We start from the raw sequence: 19,312 nt of genomic DNA, 5'->3' as shown, positions 1-19,312 counted from the left end.
CTGTACAATTCCTGATTTTAACAGGCTTACCAAAGCGTGATCTGTTTTCTGTTTTTTGCGGTCTCTTTCTGTTTCAGAGAGTAAGTTATTGCCACCTCGTTTGTTGATTTGCTGATGTACCTGGCATCCTGCACAGGGGATTCGTAAGCATAATGTATACTTAACTGATTAAGGCGTATACCACCTAAAAAACTGTAAGCCTGGTTGCTGCGGTACCCCCCTCCTGCCCAGAACATATCCTGGTAAACAGCTTTTAACTGGCCTTCTATAGTAGCCGCTTCGTTGCTGTCGTATTGGTAAATGGTGTTTACGGTTACTCCAAACTGGTCTGTTATACTTGTACGGTAGCCCGCCTGCGCTATGTGCTTGATGGCATAGAAATCCCGCAGGTAATCATCACCGCCAGATAAAAGCTTACCCTTGGTAACATCCTGTATCGCATAGCCAACATAAAATTTTGCAGCCGACAGGGCCAGCCCAAGATTAAGATCAGCCTTGCTCATACGGTTATTATGTCCCAGCAAGTTCAGATACTTAGGGTCACTTTCCTGGTCTACTGTCAGGCTGTTGCCATCCAGGCGGTGGCTGCTGTACGTTACAGCTGTACCCCAGCGCAGACTTAACTTCTCTGATAGCCTGACCCCTGAGCCGTAGCTTAACGCTACCTGCGTTTCTTTAGCCGGGCCAAACTGATCGTGCATCAGGGTAATCCCCAGGGCATGCTTGGCACTTATACTTTTAAAGTAATCAAGGTCATGAGAGGGTTTATTTAATTGGTAGCCCTTTCGCTTAACACGGATACCGTTTAAATCAAATTCTGCAGAAGCCAGTAGTGTTTTAGGCGCATCCTCAAAGCCAGTCCATTGGTTTCGGTACAGCGTTTTTAGAGCGCCACCTTCAAATCCGGTTAGCGAGGGATTATAGTAGTGCTGGTACTGGGAAAAATGAGCGGTTTGCTTCCTGCTTTGGGCACGGGCGCTGGTTATTGCCACGGCCACAAAGCAGATTACGAATATAAATTTTTGCATCTTATTCTATTTAAGTACTGTCACTACTCCTTTTTGCACCAGGTCTATGTCTTTTATCCGGATGATGTAGAAGTATGACCCCTGCACCACCTCCCCGTTTATTCCTTTTCCGTCCCAGCCCTCTTCGGGGTTAACCGAATAGAAAAGACGATCTCCGGCACGGTTAAAAACAGACACCTCCACATTATTGTAAAAGCGCAACTCAGGCACAGTCCAGGTATCGTTTACACCATCACCATCCGGTGAGAACGCATTCACAAGTTTAATTTTCTCATGCGCGGTAAAGGGCGTTTTAATTAAGGAAAATTCCTGCGTTATTGAGTTTTGGTATGGATCTGTGCTTTGTACCCTTATCCTGAACTTCGATTTCCCATACAAGCCCTGGTTTGTTTTAAGATGTAGCTCGTTATTGTTAAGGATCTCAAAAAAGCTATTGTCGCTGTCTACCTGGCCCGGCACAAGGGTATAAGTAAACTCATTATCATCCGGGTCGGCGGTAGAGAAAGTGCCTATAACTTCGGCAGGGATAATGTCTGGTTTAAAGGATTCTGAGCTTAGCGCAAGGGCTGTTGGTGCCTGGTTTGGGGCTACCTCTACAGTTATACTTGCTGTTTTACCCTCTGTATTAGACGTTTTTGGGGCTAGTTCTAGCGTTCCCGTTACTACATACTGCCCTGCCACAACACCATTGTAGCTGCCTTTCTGCCAGTTAACCTTTATACTTTCCTGCTCCTGGTTGGCATAGGTTACTTTTACCTCTGAGGGTAGTGGCAACTGGTCAAAGGTGGTCCGGAAAGGCACTTTTATACTTGCGGGCTGTGCTACAGCTATAATGTTCCTGGTTAGCTTTTCTACCTGGCCTGTTACGGTCTCGCCTTTGTTTCCAGCCTCATCAACCAAATACAGCGCTACAGTTAAAAATCCATCTTCTAACTGTGTTAGATTAATGCCTGTAAGTGTAAAATTAGCTTCACCAACCTTTGCCGTACCGCTTACTTCTTCGTTGCCGTTGCTGCTGGTAATACTGTAAAAGTAGGTAGCCCCGGTTTCAGCTCCGGAAATCTCCAGCGCTACCTTTTCCTGGTTCGTCACATCCACCAGATTTACCTTAAATGCCACTTTATACTTGCCAGGGGCAGTAGCATCATATACTATACTTAGTTCGTTCGAAGCCATGTTTCCATTAGTGGCGGCATCGTGCACTCTGTTTTCCGGCACCTGCACCAGTACATTCCCATCATTGGCAGGCGTAATCGTTATTTTATACTCTTGCTCATTTACCTTCTCCAGGCTACTGGCAGTTGCATTTGTAACCGCCACAGCGGCAAGGGTAAAGTCTGTAACAGGCTCTGTAAGCTTTAATATTACCTCAAAGGGAGTATTTACCAGCGATGCCGCCGTTGTGCTTAGCGCAATGCCTGGGCGCGTTGCATCATAAAAAAGCATCAGTTCGTTTGATGCCAGGTTTCCATTTGTGGCCACATCTTCCACTTTGTTTGCGGCAACAGCAATGCGTACTTCCCCATTTGCCTGTGGCGTTACAAGTAAAGTATAAGTTTTATCTCCGGTTTTACTCAGCCTAGAGGCCAAACCATTTGCAACGGCTACATCTTCCAGCTCAAACCCCGAAATCACCTCGCTAAACTCAACTTTTACTGTAAACGGCTCATTAATTGGATTCGCAGCTGTAGTACTTAGCACCACGCTTGGCTGGCTTGCATCAGAAAGACGTTTAAATACAGCTGAAGCGGCATTACCATTTTCAGCCGCATCAAATGCTTTATTCTCTTTAACTTGTATACTTACCTCTCCATCGGCAGCTGGCGTAACCAACACCGAATAAACTTTGTCGTTTTGGGCTGTAAACCCTGATAGTGTCGCGTTTGCAGATGTTATATCTTCCAGCTCAAAACCTGTCACACTCTCAGAAAAAGTAAATGCTACCGTAAAGGGTGCTTTAACTACAGCAGCCGCCTCTGAGTTTATACTTACCTGTGGCCTTGTGCCGTCAAAAATAACTTGCAGCGTTTCAGAAGCTTTATTCGGATTGCCTGCCAGGTCAGTAACTTTATTTACTGCCAAACCTACACTTACTTCACCATCGGCTGTAGGACTAAGAATAGCTTTATAGGTAGTGCTGTTTATACTTGCCAGGTTGCTGAGCGCGCCATTTGTAACATGAAAGTCTGCCAGGGTTAAACCGTATACTTGCTCTGTAAACTTTACTTCAACTTCGAAAGCAGCTTTTACAGGAGACTTCTGGGCTGTGGTAATCGCGACTTCAGGTGCTGTAAGATCCAGGGTTACTTTAAAGACCGTGCTACTACTACTCTTGTTGCCTGCTGCGTCTGTGGCTGTGGCTGTAAATTGGTGCGTACCCTGTGGCAATTGTGTGGAGGTATAGTCAAACACCCAGGCACCTGCTGCATTGGCTGTTGCCTGCCCAATAGCGGAGGCATCTTTGTATATTTCTACTTTAGCGTTGGCCTCAGCGGTACCTCTCAGAATTAGTGTATTATCGGCCGTCACCTGGTCATCGGCTTCAGGACCTCTGTCTTCGGTTATACTTGTAAAAACCGGCACATCAGGCGCCTTTGTATCTACTACCCAAGTATGTGTTGCCGGCGTAGCATCTTTATTTCCAGCCGCATCAACAGCCCTTACCGCTAAAGTATGCGAACCGTCAGTAAGATTTGCTATAGTATAAGGTGTTAATTTTGTTTCGTATGCCTGCCCATCCAGGCTTACTTCATAGGTAACGTTTTCCTCGTTGCTTGTAAATGTAAATCTGGCTGTAGTTTCGTTTGTAAGGGCTGCGGGAGCCGTGGCAATGGTAGTCTCAGGAGCCTTGGTGTCAACAGTAAAGCGTCGAACGCTACTGGCATCGCCTGTATTTCCAGCCTCATCTGTTGCCTTGGCTGTTATTTGCAGCTCTCCTTCGGCTAGAGCACTAGCTGTTGTAAAGTTCCAATTACCGTTTGCCGCTGCCTTTACTGTACCAAGTTGCGTCGTTCTGTTAAAGATGGTAACCGTAGCATTTGCTTCTGCTGTTCCGGTTATACTTGGTTTGTTATTGCTTAAAAGTGCGTTTTCGGCTGGGGCAGTTATGACTGGTACAGCCGGGGCTTTTGTGTCAATGGCCCAGGTATAAGTGGCTGGCGTAGCATCAATGTTTCCGGCGGCATCCTTTGCTTTTACGGCGATGGTATGTTCTCCATCTGCCAGATTCGCTATAGTAAGCGGATTGGCCACTTCTGCAAAAGCAGCTCCATCTATACTTGCCAGGTAAACCACCTTACTCTCATTGCTCGAAAAACTGAAAGTAGCAGTACTACTATTTGTAAGCGCATCCGGTTTGGAGGCAATGGTTGTTTCAGGAGCCTCGGTATCGGGAGGGGCTACAGGCTGCACATCTAAAAGCTTACTTAATTCAGCAAACCAAACAGGGGCCATTTTATCATAACCTGCCTGCGAAGGGTGCAAGGGGTCCTGCATGTCTCCACCATCATCTCCCCATTTATATACGATTCCGGCACCATCCTGCATATCTACCAGCAGCAGGTTATCGCCGTTTACCTGGCGCCTCTGGGCCATAGCTGCCATGTTATTATTATACTCTATCGTTGCAGGCGACTCAACTGGGTATGGGCACCCCTTCTCGTAGCATACGCGTTTTATGATCTTGGCCAAAATTACGGTTACATCCTTTCCGGAAGCAGCTTCATAGGCATCAATCTCATTAAGTAAACTTTCCAGCCGATCCATGGCAGCAGCAGAGGCATCAACTCCGTTTGTTCCGATGTGGAGCAGAATTATATCTGGTTGGTATTCCTGCAGGTAGGACAGGCCCTGTGCATTGCTTGTTCCTCCGTAGCTTCTGTTTTTTAGCAGGTCCACTATGTTCTGTATGGTGGCTCCTCCGAAGCCGGCATGGTCGGTGTCTGAGGTAAAGTTGCTTCCGGATTTCTCGCTGCCTACAAAATCATACTTTCCGTTAGCCTTGGTACCATTTAAGAGTTGGGCCAACTTTGCTCTATAGGAGACCTTTATATCTTTAGACTGCGATCCGATTCCACCCTCTGTGTTAGAGTCTCCGAGGGGCATTATATTAAATACCTTGCTTTGATTATGGGTGGTAGCACTAACAACAGCACTATAGGCAGATTCTTCGCCGTTGCCTACCGCTTTTAGCCTATAGTATATTCTCTGGTTATAGTATAAGCCGGTGTGGCGGTAGCTCAGTTCTGTTGCTCCCAACGTTTTTAATGGTACAAATGTATCTTTCTCGCCAGTATTCGATGCCTCCAGCACATACCCGGTAGCACCTGTAACCTGGGGCCAGCTTAACCTGATAGCTCCAACCAAAGAAGCTTTTGCCTGCAGTTGGGGGGTATTTAAACGATATGTTACAGAGAAATAATCAGCAGAAGCCAAGGAAACTGACCTTGATCCTAGAAGAGAGAGGCATATGATTATAAACAGAAGAAAAGGATGTTTCAGCTTCTGTAGGTAGATGTTTTGCATACTTACAGGATATTCAATATTGATGGCAAGCCACATCCTTAACGGTAATTACCTCAGAAGGTTTTGATAATTAAGCTTTAAAAAATATAAATAATACAATTATAGATTATTCAAAAGCTAAGAATTTCGCATAAAAACACGCATATGTTGTTTATAAAGCCATTTCTATATACTTGCTAAAAAATATTTGCAAAAACAGCCAACCTTTTCACCCAATTTCTATATAACAGAGTAACAAACAACAGAGGGAACGCCTCGATAACTACTAAAAGCAGACGCCCTGACATTTTTGCTTTAGGCAAATGATGATTTTGCGGAGTGGATCTTGTTCAAAATGCCCTTAATTAAGTTTATATGTTATTTAACTCTACTGAATTTTTCATATTCTTTCCGGTAGTAGTTACGCTCTACTTTCTAACCTCACCCAACCGAAGGTGGCTTATACTTTTGTTGGCTAGCTACTATTTCTACGCCTCCTGGAAGCCTGCCTATACTCTTATCATAATCGTATCTACTTTGATAGATTACTTCTGCAGCAGAGCGATGGGCAGGTACGAAGACGATGAAAAACAAAAGCGTAAACCTTTTCTCTACATCAGCTTACTATCAAACCTGGGCATCCTGCTCCTGTTTAAGTACTATAACTTTTTTAACGATAGTGCCGCAGGTGTAGCCAATGCATTGGATATGGCATATGCCATGCCTGCTTTTGAGCTGCTGCTGCCCATGGGTATCTCGTTCTATACATTCCAGACGATGAGCTATAGTATAGATGTATACCACGGCAGAATCAAACCGGAAAAGCATTTAGGCATATTTGCTTTGTTCGTGACATTTTTCCCGCAGCTGGTAGCGGGCCCAATCGAAAGAGCAGGCAACTTACTAGGCCAGTTAAAAATTGAGCACAAATTTGAGTATGGGCGTGTAGTAGCCGGTTTAAGACGTATGGCCTGGGGTTTTTTCAAGAAGATCGTAATTGCCGATAATCTGGCCCTCATGGTAAACCAGGTGTACAACAACCCGACAGACTTCGACGGCATTTCCTTTGCCATTGCTACTGTTTTCTTCGCCTTTCAGATCTACTGCGACTTTTCAGGTTATTCCGACATTGCCATTGGTGCCGCTCAGGTTATGGGCTTCAGGCTTATGGAAAACTTTAGAAGCCCCTATTTTTCTAAGTCAATTTCTGAGTTCTGGGGCCGCTGGCACATCTCCCTTTCCACCTGGTTCCGTGATTACCTGTACATTCCATTGGGTGGCAACAGAGTGGTAAAGTGGCGCTGGTACTATAACCTGTTCATTACCTTTTTGGTCAGCGGCCTGTGGCACGGTGCCAACTGGACGTTTGTAATCTGGGGCGGCTTGCATGGTTTTTACCTTGTATTTGCCATTGTTACAGCCAAACAACGCGAAACCCTAGCCCAGGCAACGGGTTTGGCGCGGCATCCTCAGTTGCTTAAGTGGCTGCAGGTACTTACTGTATTCACGCTGGTATGCTTCTCCTGGGTGTTTTTCAGGGCAAACTCACTAGCCGATGCCTTATATATAATCAGTAACATGACGAGTGGCTTAGGCAATATTGCACAGGCATTTACAGTAGATGTGAGCCATGCAGTATTCATGGACCAGGGTTTGAAAGTATTTGGTGTGTCTGTGCTTTCTATCATACTCATGGAGACGGTGCACCTGATACAACGCAACGGCAGCGTATCGCAGCTGCTGATGCAGCGCCCTGCCTGGGTTAGATGGAGCGTGTACTATATGGCAATAATTGCAGTTCTGCTCTTTGGGCAATTCGGTAACCAGGAGTTTATTTATTTTCAGTTTTAGCGCATGAGAGTTATGAAAAATAGCGGTGTAAAAAGGCTGTTAAAAAAATTAACCTTACTGGCTTTGCCTTTCATAGTATGGCCTTTAATTGAAGTGTTTTTACTGCCAATGAACTTCTTCACTTTCAGGATCTGGGAAACCATATCTGTAAATAAAATGCTGCTGATGTCGGGGCCATTTTACCCGAACATGCACATGAAGATGGAAGAAGAAGGCGAACTTGCCCCCAACACACCGTATGCCGAAAAACGCGTAGTGGAGTGGTATACCGATGCATACGGCTACCGCAACCGCGACACAAAATGCGACGTGCTGCTTATCGGGGACTCCAACATTACAGGTGCCAAGTTATCGCAGGAAGAAACGCTTGCAGAGGTACTGGAACGCCAGATGGGCAAAGATGTGTATTCTTTTGCTCCAGCTACCATGAATCGCTTTTTGGCAACTGACCGCTTTGAAAAAACGCCGCCAGAGCTTGTAATCGTATCAAGTATAGAGCGCAGAATACCTGAGCTGCCGCCTGTTGGAGGCAATGGCCTTAACTCTAAAATCCGGAACATATCAGGTAACATCATCAACTCCTCTCCTGCCCTTACCTGGTTGGCAGTTACCGCAGACCGCATTTCTAAGTTTGGTTTGTACCGTAAAACGCTGGCCAATATAGAGCGATCGTTCGGCAAAAAAGAATACATCAGCTACAGCAACGAGTTTTTTATTGAAGGCGATACAGCCAACCGCACTTTTAGCGAGGCAGAGGTACAGTATGTAGCCGATGTGCTGGAGGGATATAAGCTGGCGCTGGAAGAAAGAGGCATTAAGTTTCTGTTTCTGCCCATTCCTAACAAAGAAAACATTTATTACCAGTTGTTGCCTTCAAAAAAGAAACCCGACTTTTTACCACGCCTGATGGCTGAACTGCGCAAGCGCAAGGTCGATGCCGTAGACTTGCAATCTAATTTTGAGGAACTGTACCAAACCAAGCAGGTATCGCTGTATCCTGCTGATGATGCCCATTGGAACCATGTTGCCGTAGAGGTGGCAGCCGACCTGGTGAAAGCGCGCTTGCAAGGCGATGTGCCGGGAAAAGAAAAAGATGGCAGCTTTTTTGTAAAGTATTCTGACTAAAAACGTAAGCAAAGATAACCTAAGCTATTAACCATAGTATATATAGTTTATTAGATAACACAGACTCGTTCTCATGAATATAAAGACCTTTTACCAAAAGGGAATAAAGCGTTCTAAGAAGATTTTAGGCCGCATAATCCCCTACAACTCGAAGTATAAGCCTGGAGGTGTGTGCAGTATAAATCTTGATGAACCAGAGCGCAACAATCCGCGGGAAATCACGGTGCATAGCGTATATCCTAAGCATGAAACCAAACTGATGATCTCTGAGGATCTGTATCATGCCTGCTCTGAATACTGGAAACCCAAACGCCAGGTATGCACCAACTACATGGTAGTGGAGGTACCCAACGGCAGACTATATACTGACAATGAGAGTAGTGTGGCCATAATTTCTCGGTATAACAGGGTAATTGAGAACGTATCCCTGAGCTTAGTGAGCGGCAAAGTAACAGAGCCAAACCTGAACAATATTTTTGAGCAACGCTACTTTACTGTTCCCAAGAAATTCGACGGGACCGTTTTTTCGCTGTTGACAGGGGGCGCCGGGATAAACAATATTGGCCATTGGTTTATAGATGTGCTGCCACGCCTGCACCTGCTGCGCAAAAGCGGCCTTTACGATAGCGTAGACTGGTTTATGGTTCCGAGCCTGCGTTACGATTTCCAGGTAGAAACCTTAGAATTACTGGGTATACCTGCATCAAAGATAATTGAGGGAGATAAGCACCCGCATATCGCAGCCGACTGCATCATAGCCTCTACAGCGCCTCGCGGCAACCACACGCTTGTGCCAGAGTGGCTCTGCACCTATATCCGGGAGTCGTTCCTGCCTTTTGCCGAAGAAGAATCAGAGATGATCACACCTGCTGCGCCATGCTTGTACATAAGCAGAAGCGACTCCAGCATCCGTAATGTACAAAATGAGAAGGAGCTGCTGCAAGAACTGGCACCTTATGGTTTCAGCACGGTAGTATCAAGTAAATTAAGTATCCGTGAGAAAATCAAATTGTTTTCGAGAGCTAAGGTGGTGTTGGGCGCAACTGGCGCTGGCCTTATCAGCATGTTCTTCTGCAGGCCCGGCACCAAAATGATCGAGATATTTAATGAAGGATTCGTAATTGAACCGTTCTACGACATTGCCACGAAGCTAGACCTGGATTATGAGTACATCATCTGCAAAAACAACCGCAAAGTAAAAAATGCCACCCAAGGGCAGCGCGAGCACCTTGTAGTTGAAACTGATAAGGTATTGGCTATACTTGATAAAATGGAAGAAGAGCAGGAAAGACGCAAGTCCGCAAAACAAGCCGAAGTAGCCTAAAACATAAAAAAACTCCTTTAGAAGCTTGCCTCTACTACCAAGGTAGTAGAGGCAAGCTTTTCTTTTTGCCCGATTGCGGACTGGTATACCTGCAGCAATAGCTTATAATTTACCTCAGAAGTATACTGCTGCTCGTAAGTAGTGCGCGCATTCTTACCTAGTTCGTGGGCAAGCACGGGGTTTTGCTCCAGCACTTCTATTTGTTCGGCTAGCTCCTGTGCGTTTTGTGGAGTATAGTGCAACCCGTTGTATTTGTGTTGTACCAGGTGAGCCGCCCCACCTATGTTAGCAGCAATAACAGGTGTACCGGTTGCAAAAGCCTCCACAATCGTCATCCCAAAGGTTTCCATCCACTCTGATGAAAAGATCAACGCCTTAGCCTTTTTAAGCAGTTGCATGGCCTCTTCCCGCTTCCTGAAGCCAAGATACTCCACCCCTGGTTGTTTCGCGGCCTGCTGCGCTACCATGCTTCTGAGAGGGCCATCACCTACTATCTTCAGGTTAAAGGGATTTAGCTGCTGCGCTTTTAGTAGCGTTTCGATACCTTTTTCCGGAGTTAGCCGACCAATATACAGGTAATAATCTTCCCGATTTTCTTCTCCCACGCCCATATCCTCACTAAAATTAGGCTTAACTACCAATTGTTCAGATTTGGGTTTAAGCGATGAGTTCAGGAACAGGTTAGCAGCACCAGGTGTAAGCACAATAAACTTAGTCACTTTGTTTTGCCAGGTTCCTAAAAGCTTATGCACTCCGGTTGCCAGCACCACCGAGGCCGTCTGGAAAGCTGAGTTACGGTATACTTTTTTACGTATTGCGTCAGTAGGAAATACTTTATGCACGTTTTCCAGCTGTACTTTACCATTGTAGTGCAACAATGCGCTCGGACAAATCAGCCTGTAATTGTGCAGCGTCATTACCACGGGTACTTTATACTTGTGGCAAACATAGAATACAGCCGGCGATACCAACGGGAAAAAGTTATGTACATGCACCACATCCGGTTTAAAAGCCTTTATTTCATGCTCTATTAACTTTGCGCTTCTGCGGTTGTAAATCACGCCAAAAGCAGCCTCAAGCTTCTGCTTTATACTTGTAACGTTGTTATTGGAAAGCGCCAGTTTCCTGACCTCATGCCCGTGCTCCTCTAAAAGGTTTGCTTCTGCAAAAAAAACTGTGTCTTCGCCGCCTGCTTCTTTGTAGTGGTTATGGATGATAAGGATGCGCATGTAGGTGTATTAGGTAAATTTTAAAATTGCTTTTTGAAGATCTTCAGGTGTTCCAACGTCCAGGCAGGTGCCTTTCTCAAACAGTACGCTTTGCACCCTTAAACCGTTATTAATGGCCGCCTGAAGTACGTGGCCCATACTTAACTCTTTTTGGCTTGCTGCTGTACTTTCTGTTACCTCTATCAAGTAGTTGTGCATAAAAGCAGTAAATTCCGGCCTCCAGCAGGCAAAAGCCCAGGCATGTTTTGCATTGGCCTGGTGTGGCTTTGGGTAGATAATCTCTACACTTCCATCATCTTGCCTCTCCACCACATCCCATTTCTTAGGATTGTCCACTTCAAATATACCCAGCACGACATCCGCAGCTGTTTCTGCTTGCCTGGCTACTAACTTGTTAAAGGCATCTGATTCTGAAATAAGTATATCGGGGAAACCGAACAACACCAGTTTATTTTGTACAAAAGCATAAGCCTGACCTACAGAGAAGGGCGCACCGTAGGGTAGCCCCATGAGCAGGTAAGCTATACTTAAGTTATACTTGCTGCCATCGCCAAAGTATGAAGGAATATCCCATTTGCCGCTACGAAGTATAAAGTATAACTGTTCTGCGCCTCCGGCTGCCATTCGCTCTACCAGGTAAGCGGCCACTACTTTAGGGTGTTTTATCCTTTCTCCCTCCTGTTCGAAGCCAATAGGGTAAAGCTCTTTGCTGAAAGGCAGAGGTTGTAACCGGGTAGCAAGGCCTGCTGCAGGTATAATACCAACAATTGGCAGAGTTGAACTCATCTTAAAATAAGCGCGCACCGCAACTCAAAAGGCTACGATGCGCGACTTTTTATACTTTAGATTTATACTTTACACAGACGGCGCTGCCTCAACCTCAGACTGCCCTGATTTTTGTGTGGCCGCATTCATTCCGAAGTACTCAGCCTGCTCCTGGCGCAGTTTATCAACTAATCTGCCCTCCGGAAGAATAACATCGTTATAGGTAATTACCTGATCCTTCGGGATATCACGTTTCAGCACACAGCCTTCTGCCACACCAATTGGCAACAGGTTTTCGGCGGCTGTGGTATCTGCATTCTCACACAGGCCATAGGTCATGTAGTGGCCGATACCGTCTATCACCTGCCCTGCTTTTAAGTCTGTTTTAGCGGTTGCCACTACCTCTACATAAGGTTTCCCGATTGGTGTAAGCGCTGCATCATTAAATAATACGGCTCTTGCCACGGTGCTTGGCACCTCAAAATGGCACAGGTGGTATGGTGTATAGAACAAGTATAACGGGCCTTCGCCTAACTTGTAAAGGTTCAGGTAGTGCTGTTGTGTTGGGTGGTCATGTGTGCCTAATACAAACACGCCTGGTCCTGGCTCTGCTCCTACCACGTAATCCACAATGCCCGGGCCTTCCAGTACATCCTCCAGCGGGTAAAGGTCTTTAAAACAATCTTTAAGCGAAGTACCGCCTAGTACGGTTGGGCCATGCATGCCACGCTTGGCTACACGCATTCCGGTTCCGTTGGCTACAATGGCCTGCTCAAACGAGATCTTGCTGCCATCGGCAAACGATGTTACCATAGCTGGGTTCTGTCCCCATTTCTTGGCAAATCCTTCCTGCGTTGTCGGGTTACGATACGGGTCGTGCAAGCCTTTAATGTTGCCACAAACCACAGGCTTAACGCCCAGGCCTTTTACAAAGCGAACCAGGTTCATGATTACGCCAGGCTGGTCACCATCGGCATTCGTGAAAACAACACCAGCTTTATCAGCATATACTTTCAGGATAGGGCCTACAGTACCGTCTACTTCAGCATTCATCATGATAATGTGCTTCCCATGATGGATGGCCTGCATAGCCACATTTGTACCGAACTCAACAGCTCCGGTTACCTCAATAATGGCATCAATACCTTCTGCTTCGCAAAGCAGCATGGCGTTGTCTGTAACACTATACTTGCCCTGGCGGATATTCTCTTCCAGTTCTGCAACAGATGCCACTTCCTGCACTTCAGTTACATCAGCTTCGGTATAGGCTTGTTTTGCTTTTTCCAGTTTGCGGTTAGAGATGGCAACCAGCTCCATGCCCTGCACATATTTGCAGATTTGCAGCGCAATACCGCGGCCCATAAAACCAGCACCAACCATGGCTACTCTTACAGGGTTACCTTCGGCGTGTCGTTTGGCAAGGGCGTTATCAACTAATATCATTTTATACTTTGAGTTTAAAGGGTTAAGGAAAGAAAGCTGCCGGCGCATTGCCAGCAGCTTTCCTGTATGTTTTTTATACTTGTGTCAGCGCTTTCTCGAAATCGGGGTGCGCCTGGTCTTTTTCAGAAATAACAACTGGCTCAATAGGCCACTCTATGTTGAAGGCTGGGTCGTTCCAGCGGATGCCGCGTTCAGAGCCTGGTGTATAGAATTGCGTTACCTGGTAAGTTACGTCGGTATTATCCTCTAAGGTGATAAAGCCGTGCGCAAAGCCTTCCGGCACAAATAGCATACGGTAGTTATCAGCGGTTAGCTCTACTCCTATCCATTGCTTATATGTCTCAGAATCTTCGCGCATGTCGATGATCACGTCGTAAATGGCACCGCGTGTGCAGCGAACCAGCTTTGTTTCTTCGTAAGGAGAGTTTTGCATGTGCATGCCACGCAATGTTCCTTTCTTTTTATTGTAGGATACGTTGGTTTGCTTGATGCCTGTCGTCATGCCGAGCTCAGCGAACTCGTTCTCGCAATAGGAACGTCCGAAAAAGCCGCGCTCATCCTCAAGTCGTTTTACATCAATAATGTAAGCACCTTTTAATTTTGTCTCTGTAAATATCATACTACAGTTATGCTGTTTGTAATTCAGATTCCTTATTTGATGATTTTGCTGTTTGGTGTGCCCATTGCAGTTGACCGTTTATTTGCTCAGACTCCTGCAAGCTTGTAAGCACTTTCAGGCGCATCAACAACGAGTTACGGAAGTCACCATCCTTAAACTCCATCGCCACCAGGCCATCGCGCAGTTCCTGTATAGCTTCTTTTAAAGTATAAGCCGGCTGGTGGTTTGGTGCCAATTGCTTATATAGGTCAAAGTTTACACGGTAAGAGCGTTTATCAGGAGCGGCATCCAGATTTACACTTACCTCCGTTCCCGTAATTACATCAGCCACAGCGTTAGCCAGTTCGTGCACCTGGTAGTTCCAGTCATTAGATCCTGTGTTTACCGCTAAAAACTCGCCACCGTTACTTGCTTCACGTGTTACGGCCCACTCAATAGCACGTGCCATGTCTCTAACATGGATTAATGGTCTCCAAGGTGTGCCATCGCTCAGGATATTAATCTTACCGGTTGCTACAGCTCCAGCTACAAAGTCGTTCAGTACCAGGTCCAGGCGCAGTCTGTCGCTCATGCCGCATGCTGTTGCAAAGCGCAGGCAAGTAACGGTAAAACCATCTCCGGCAAGCGGCTCCAGTTCTTTCTCTGTTGCTACTTTAGAGCGGGCATAGGCTGTAAGCGGGTTCAGTTCGGAGTCTTCAGTTTTAGCCTGCTCTGAGGCAGCGCCATACATACTGCAGCTAGAGGCAAACACGTAATTGCGTACACCCGCTTCTTTCGCCAGTTCAGCAATTCTGATGCTTGATCTGTAGTTTACATCTAGTGTTATATCTTCAAAACGAGTGCCCATCGGGTCGTTTGAGATAGCTGCTAAATGCACTATAGCGTCCATTCCGGCTAGTGTTTCTGCAGAAATCTCTCTAACATCGCCAAACAACTGCATATCCAGTTTACTTTCTGGCAGCACAGCGGCATTGGTTAAGCAAGAGGCAAAGTAGGCCATGTCGTAGCCTATTAATGTAGCATTAGGATATGCCTTGCGCAGCTGGTCTACTACACCAGGGCCTACATATCCCATATTTCCAGTAATCAGAATTTTCATGATATATCTATTTTTGAAAGGGTTGGGTTTGTGTTCAGAAGTGATTAATTGATGGCTTTGGAAAGCATCTTGCACCATACGTTCCATGGGGCTTCGCCTTTTTGCCACAGCTCTTCCAGCACATGCTTATCGCGTAGGGTATCCATTGGTTGCCAGAAACCTGTATGGCGGAAAGCTGCTAATTCTCCTTCTTCGGCCAGTCTTTCCATTGGTCCTCTTTCCCAGATCGTGCTATCGTCTTCTATGTAATCGATCACGCTTGGCTCCAGCACAAAAAAACCACCGTTAATCCATGGCATATCGCCACCTGTTGGTTTTTCCTTAAACTGGTTGATTTTTGTCACATCAGAGGCTAGGTTGAAGGCTCCAAATCGGCCTGGCTGTTGTACAGCGGTTAAAGTTGCCAAGGTGCCTTGTTGCTTATGGAAATTCACAAGCTCTGTCACGTCTACGTCACTTACACCGTCTCCATAGGTCAGGCAGAAAGTTTCATCGCCTATATAATCACGAACGCGTTTCAATCGGCCACCTGTCATAGTACCTTCTCCGGTATCTACCAGGGTTACTTTCCACGATTCAGTATTATTTCTATGTATCTCCATGCTGTTTTTGCGCATGTCGAAGGTTACGTCTGAGTTATGCAGGCAATAGTTAGCGAAGTATTCTTTGATAATGTGCCCTTTGTAGCCACAGCAAATCACAAACTCATTTATATTGTGGTGCGAGTAAATCTTCATGATATGCCACAGGATTGGTTTCCCGCCGATTTCTACCATTGGCTTTGGTCTTACGCCGCTCTCTTCACTTATTCTTGTTCCGTAGCCACCTGCTAGTATAACTGCTTTCATCTTATATAAAGGTTAAAGGGTTGAAGTAAAAACACTTAATAAGAGATAATTGCACTTCTTTTATTAGTGCTTTTTTTGAATCATACGGTAATTGCTATATTTTGATGTTTATAAGAAGACTTTTTTAGCTAAAATTTTTAATTACATAACCTAAAGCTGTTACAAGCGGATTTGAGCCTACGCAATAAAATTGCACCAGCACAAAGTCCCTTCATTTCCAGCGAAGCATGAAGAAGGCCACGTACTTTTAAGTTTACGCAGGCTGTTGAGAAGAAGTAGTATAAAAGTCTCGTGTGTAAGTATGAATCGGTTTAAAGCAAAAGCCTTAAACTGATCTTTGAGTTTGCTTCTGTACGAGCAGTTTCAAGATGAGGAATATGAACATACTGTTTGTAACCAGGTAGCGTTTCCATAAACGCTTTGGCTCCTGCCACAGCCTATAAGTCCATTCTAAAGATAAATCCCTGGCCCACTTTGGCAAGCGTTTCTCCAGGTTAGCATATGTCATGTAAGCCTGGCCTACACCCAACATACATGCTTTGACCTTGCCCTTATGCTCTGCCATCCAACGCTCCTGCTTCGGGCAACCTAGTGCCACAAACATGATATCCGGGTTGGCGTTGTTGATCATTTCGGTAGTAGCGGCATCTTCCTCTTCAGAAAGCTTGCGAAACGGAGGCGAATAATAGCCAGCAATTTTAAGGTTAGGCAGCTCTTGCTTTGCTTTTGCCACCACAGCCTCTAAAACCTGATCTGTAGATCCGTAAAAATAAACGGATTTACCACGTATGGATGCCTCCTGCAGTAAACGGGGCAGTATGTCCATTCCTGCCACACGGTCCTGCTTCTGTCCATACATCACTTTCATTAGCTTGGAAAGGGGCCCTCCATCAGGAGTGGCCACATCAGCGTTGTTAAGTAGATTATTAAACTCTCTGTCGCGGTAAGCCTCTACCAGCATGTGTGCATTCGCAAAGCATACGTAAGAGGACTCTCTGTTTTCGGTTAACCAAAAAATGTGGTCTACGAAGTTGTTGAAAGAGCCAGCTGAAATAAGCGATGTAATCAGTTTCCGCTTTTCTTTTAAGGGTGGTTCAGCTGTAATAGTGTTTGGTTCGGTTGTATTAGTAAGCATTTTTCTCGCCTTTTATCATGTTCCAGACTGTCAGAAAAATTATTCTTATATCCATCATAAAGCTCCAGTTTTCCATATATTGTACATCGTACTCTATACGTTTCTCCATTAGGCGCAGCTCCTTTGTTTCGCCCCTGAATCCGCTAACTTGTGCGTATCCGGTTATACCAGGCGTAACAAAGTGGCGCATTTTGTATTTTGATATTACTTTAGAATAGTGGTCTAGTTGCGACACCAGGTTAGGGCGCGGACCGACTACTGACATATCGCCAAGCAGCACGTTAAAGAACTGCGGAAGCTCGTCAAGGTTAGTCTTACGTAAGAAACGGCCGACACGGGTAATTCTAGGATCATTTTTTGTTGCCTGCAGCTCCGTCTGGTTGTTTACATGCATCGTTCTGAACTTGTAACACACAAACAGTCTGTTCTTTTTGCCTGGTCTTAGCTGCTTAAAGAAAACAGGTCCTTTAGACTCCAGTTTAATGGCAAGTGCTATCAAAGGAAGCAACCAAGGGAAAATCAGAAGTGAAACAGCCAAAGAGAATACTAAGTCAAAAGCACGCTTAATCACTCGGTTTGAGGCTAGCTCCAAAGGCTCTTTACGGATGCTAAGCATTGGCACGTTGTGATAGAAGTACATGTTCACGTCGCGTTGCACAATGGCACTAAAGTCAGGCACAATACGGAAGTACACAAAGTTGTCATCTGCAAACTCAGACAAGTCGTCTAGCTGCGCACGGTCATTTAACGGCAAGGTATAATACACCTCGTCAATGCTATGTTGCAGGCAATACTCTTTTAAGTCATCTACGTTACCCCTTACCTGGCTGTAGTATGGGCTTAGCGTGTCAGGGTTATCATCAAAGAAACCCATAAACTTTGTACCCAGGCTATCATTTGCATTTAACGTCTGGTGCAGCGAAATACCGGCCTGGCCTGTACCCACAATCACATAACGTGTATGCGCCATATCTGATTTAGTGAAATACCCGAACACCTGCTGCAACAGCAATCTACTTACAGTAATAAGCAAGGCCGTAGACAAATAAGTATAAAGCAACAGCAAACGTGACAATTGCTCCAGGTTAAAAATCACTATACACGTTGCAAGTATGAAAGCGTGTAGTATAAATGCATTTATCAGGTTAGCTACTTTCTTCTCACAAGAAAACAAACCATCAATCCGGAAGATAAAGTTGGAGAAGCCAGAAACGATCCACCACACCAGCGCAAACAGCACAAAGAAAACGCTATACTGGTAATCAAAATCAAGGCTACCATACCTGAATAGGTTTGAAATCTTAAAAGCGAAAGTTATGAGGGTGATATCTAAGATTAAGAGGAGTACTCTGTTAAAGCTATAGTAGTGACGATATTTATTCATGGTTAAAGGCGTAATGTTGTAATCATACTAAAAGAACTTAATTTTTATTCCTGTCTGTGCCCACACTTCTGCATCTTCATCCTCCTTTGGAGTAACTCTAAAAGAATGTCCTTCAGGCAAACAAGACTATAATATTAGAATAAGTAAATATTTATCTTCATCAACACAGAAAATTTAATCATAAAATCCTCTGTTGATTGATATCATAAGTTACGACTGACGCCTTGCGAAAGTTTATGATTTTGTCTATATCTATTAAAAAAAACCAATTTTATAATATTACAAAATAGACATACTTATATATACATATGGGCTCAACTGAGGCTGTTTTTAGATTCAATAATTCAATAAATCAAGCAGTTGAAGAATATTTAAAGCGCTTAGCGATTCTTGTACTTTTTTAAATCAGCCTATAATAACCTGCAATTACAGAAGGTAGACAAAGAAATTATTTCCGGGATTTTTCGGATTAACCCCAAAAAGCCACAGCCTTAGATTAACCATACTTTTATATCAATACTTATATATAGTTATTTCAAGATTAATAATTTGTTGCAATGTTTTCCTTTGATGTAAAAGATTAATGTTATTTAACATATAAGAATAATACAATTAATTAAAACACTTTGCAAATAAAGCTTTTTTTTAGAATAAACCTGTCTCCTTCTTGAACTTATTCAAACAGTTTATAATTGTACAAAAAACATCTACAACAGATTGATTATAGGCACAATAGACACACCTCAAACTTTTATAAAATTGCGACAGAAAAAAAGGTTACAGATTTAAGTTTAGAGCACGAGGAGAAATATTGCCATTTAATTACAATTTACATGTTACACTTATACATCAACCCAATATTGCATATTACCGCTAAAAGCCAGGGAGGCTGAGAAAAGTATACAGGGTCGATGCACGAAAGCCTTAGTCTGTTTTAGTGCATCACGGCTTGCTATAAG

Annotated in this window: 13 protein-coding genes; 3 read left to right on the top strand and 10 right to left on the bottom strand. The window is 44.7% G+C overall.

The features are described from left to right. Positions 1–26: 26 nt before the first annotated feature. A complete protein-coding gene (locus Q1A23_RS05345; protein ID WP_299820572.1) occupies positions 27–1,028 on the bottom strand; it encodes a PorP/SprF family type IX secretion system membrane protein in 1,002 nt (333 codons plus the stop codon). 6 nt (positions 1,029–1,034) lie between these two features. After that, the gene (locus Q1A23_RS05340) at positions 1,035–5,462 is read right to left on the bottom strand and encodes an Ig-like domain-containing protein (protein ID WP_299820570.1); all 4,428 of its coding nucleotides are present in this window, start codon (positions 5,460–5,462) and stop codon (positions 1,035–1,037) included. Between the two features lie 444 nt (positions 5,463–5,906). Between Q1A23_RS05340 and Q1A23_RS05335 the strand changes: the two genes are divergently transcribed. The 3 genes from Q1A23_RS05335 (at position 5,907) to Q1A23_RS05325 (ending at position 9,831) form a co-directional block, all read left to right on the top strand. Continuing rightward, the gene (locus tag Q1A23_RS05335) at positions 5,907–7,382 is read left to right on the top strand and encodes an MBOAT family O-acyltransferase (protein WP_299820568.1); all 1,476 of its coding nucleotides are present in this window, start codon (positions 5,907–5,909) and stop codon (positions 7,380–7,382) included. A 63-nt stretch (positions 7,383–7,445) separates the two neighbouring features. Next, complete coding sequence (locus Q1A23_RS05330) at positions 7,446–8,507, top strand: hypothetical protein (RefSeq protein ID WP_299820565.1); 1,062 nt, start codon at positions 7,446–7,448, stop codon at positions 8,505–8,507. 73 nt (positions 8,508–8,580) lie between these two features. Then, complete coding sequence (locus tag Q1A23_RS05325) at positions 8,581–9,831, top strand: glycosyltransferase 61 family protein (protein ID WP_299820562.1); 1,251 nt, start codon at positions 8,581–8,583, stop codon at positions 9,829–9,831. A gap of 17 nt (positions 9,832–9,848) precedes the next feature. On the opposite strand, the gene Q1A23_RS05320 is transcribed toward Q1A23_RS05325, so the two are convergent. The 8 genes from Q1A23_RS05320 to Q1A23_RS05285 form a co-directional block, all read right to left on the bottom strand. Further along, positions 9,849–11,060, bottom strand: coding sequence for a glycosyltransferase family 4 protein (locus Q1A23_RS05320; protein WP_299820559.1), 1,212 nt, complete (start codon positions 11,058–11,060; stop codon positions 9,849–9,851). Between the two features lie 9 nt (positions 11,061–11,069). After that, entirely contained in the window at positions 11,070–11,846 is a 777-nt protein-coding gene (locus tag Q1A23_RS05315; protein ID WP_299820556.1) for a sugar phosphate nucleotidyltransferase, read from the bottom strand. A gap of 69 nt (positions 11,847–11,915) precedes the next feature. Continuing rightward, positions 11,916–13,268 carry a Gfo/Idh/MocA family oxidoreductase gene (locus Q1A23_RS05310; RefSeq protein WP_299820553.1) on the bottom strand — a complete coding sequence of 451 codons (1,353 nt, stop codon included), beginning with the start codon at positions 13,266–13,268 and terminating at the stop codon, positions 11,916–11,918. A gap of 73 nt (positions 13,269–13,341) precedes the next feature. Continuing rightward, positions 13,342–13,887 carry a dTDP-4-dehydrorhamnose 3,5-epimerase gene (gene rfbC / locus Q1A23_RS05305; protein ID WP_299820550.1) on the bottom strand — a complete coding sequence of 182 codons (546 nt, stop codon included), beginning with the start codon at positions 13,885–13,887 and terminating at the stop codon, positions 13,342–13,344. Between the two features lie 7 nt (positions 13,888–13,894). After that, a complete protein-coding gene (locus Q1A23_RS05300) occupies positions 13,895–14,986 on the bottom strand; it encodes an SDR family oxidoreductase (protein WP_299820547.1) in 1,092 nt (363 codons plus the stop codon). A gap of 44 nt (positions 14,987–15,030) precedes the next feature. Next, entirely contained in the window at positions 15,031–15,834 is an 804-nt protein-coding gene (gene rfbF / locus Q1A23_RS05295) for a glucose-1-phosphate cytidylyltransferase (protein ID WP_299820544.1), read from the bottom strand. Between the two features lie 325 nt (positions 15,835–16,159). Beyond that, positions 16,160–16,969 (bottom strand): WecB/TagA/CpsF family glycosyltransferase, encoded by an 810-nt coding sequence (locus Q1A23_RS05290; protein WP_299820541.1) that lies wholly within the window; start codon positions 16,967–16,969, stop codon positions 16,160–16,162. Next, positions 16,959–18,353, bottom strand: coding sequence for an undecaprenyl-phosphate glucose phosphotransferase (locus Q1A23_RS05285; protein ID WP_299820538.1), 1,395 nt, complete (start codon positions 18,351–18,353; stop codon positions 16,959–16,961). The genes Q1A23_RS05290 and Q1A23_RS05285 overlap by 11 nt, the downstream gene beginning before the upstream one ends. Positions 18,354–19,312: the final 959 nt, after the last annotated feature.

It is taken from the genome of uncultured Pontibacter sp. (genome assembly GCF_947492645.1).
Taxonomy (GTDB): Bacteria; Bacteroidota; Bacteroidia; order Cytophagales; family Hymenobacteraceae; genus Pontibacter.
The sequence above is the reverse complement of the archived record's forward strand: the minus strand, read 5'-3'. Positions and strand labels throughout refer to the sequence as shown.

Coding starts and splice junctions, on each gene's coding strand:
- Q1A23_RS05345 (WP_299820572.1), bottom strand. CDS start 1,028: ATGCAAAAATTTATATTCGTAATCTGCTTTGTGGCCGTGGCAATAACC.
- Q1A23_RS05335 (WP_299820568.1), top strand. CDS start 5,907: ATGTTATTTAACTCTACTGAATTTTTCATATTCTTTCCGGTAGTAGTT.
- Q1A23_RS05325 (WP_299820562.1), top strand. CDS start 8,581: ATGAATATAAAGACCTTTTACCAAAAGGGAATAAAGCGTTCTAAGAAG.
- Q1A23_RS05320 (WP_299820559.1), bottom strand. CDS start 11,060: ATGCGCATCCTTATCATCCATAACCACTACAAAGAAGCAGGCGGCGAA.
- Q1A23_RS05315 (WP_299820556.1), bottom strand. CDS start 11,846: ATGAGTTCAACTCTGCCAATTGTTGGTATTATACCTGCAGCAGGCCTT.
- Q1A23_RS05310 (WP_299820553.1), bottom strand. CDS start 13,268: ATGATATTAGTTGATAACGCCCTTGCCAAACGACACGCCGAAGGTAAC.
- rfbC (WP_299820550.1), bottom strand. CDS start 13,887: ATGATATTTACAGAGACAAAATTAAAAGGTGCTTACATTATTGATGTA.
- Q1A23_RS05300 (WP_299820547.1), bottom strand. CDS start 14,986: ATGAAAATTCTGATTACTGGAAATATGGGATATGTAGGCCCTGGTGTA.
- rfbF (WP_299820544.1), bottom strand. CDS start 15,834: ATGAAAGCAGTTATACTAGCAGGTGGCTACGGAACAAGAATAAGTGAA.
- Q1A23_RS05290 (WP_299820541.1), bottom strand. CDS start 16,969: ATGCTTACTAATACAACCGAACCAAACACTATTACAGCTGAACCACCC.
- Q1A23_RS05285 (WP_299820538.1), bottom strand. CDS start 18,353: ATGAATAAATATCGTCACTACTATAGCTTTAACAGAGTACTCCTCTTA.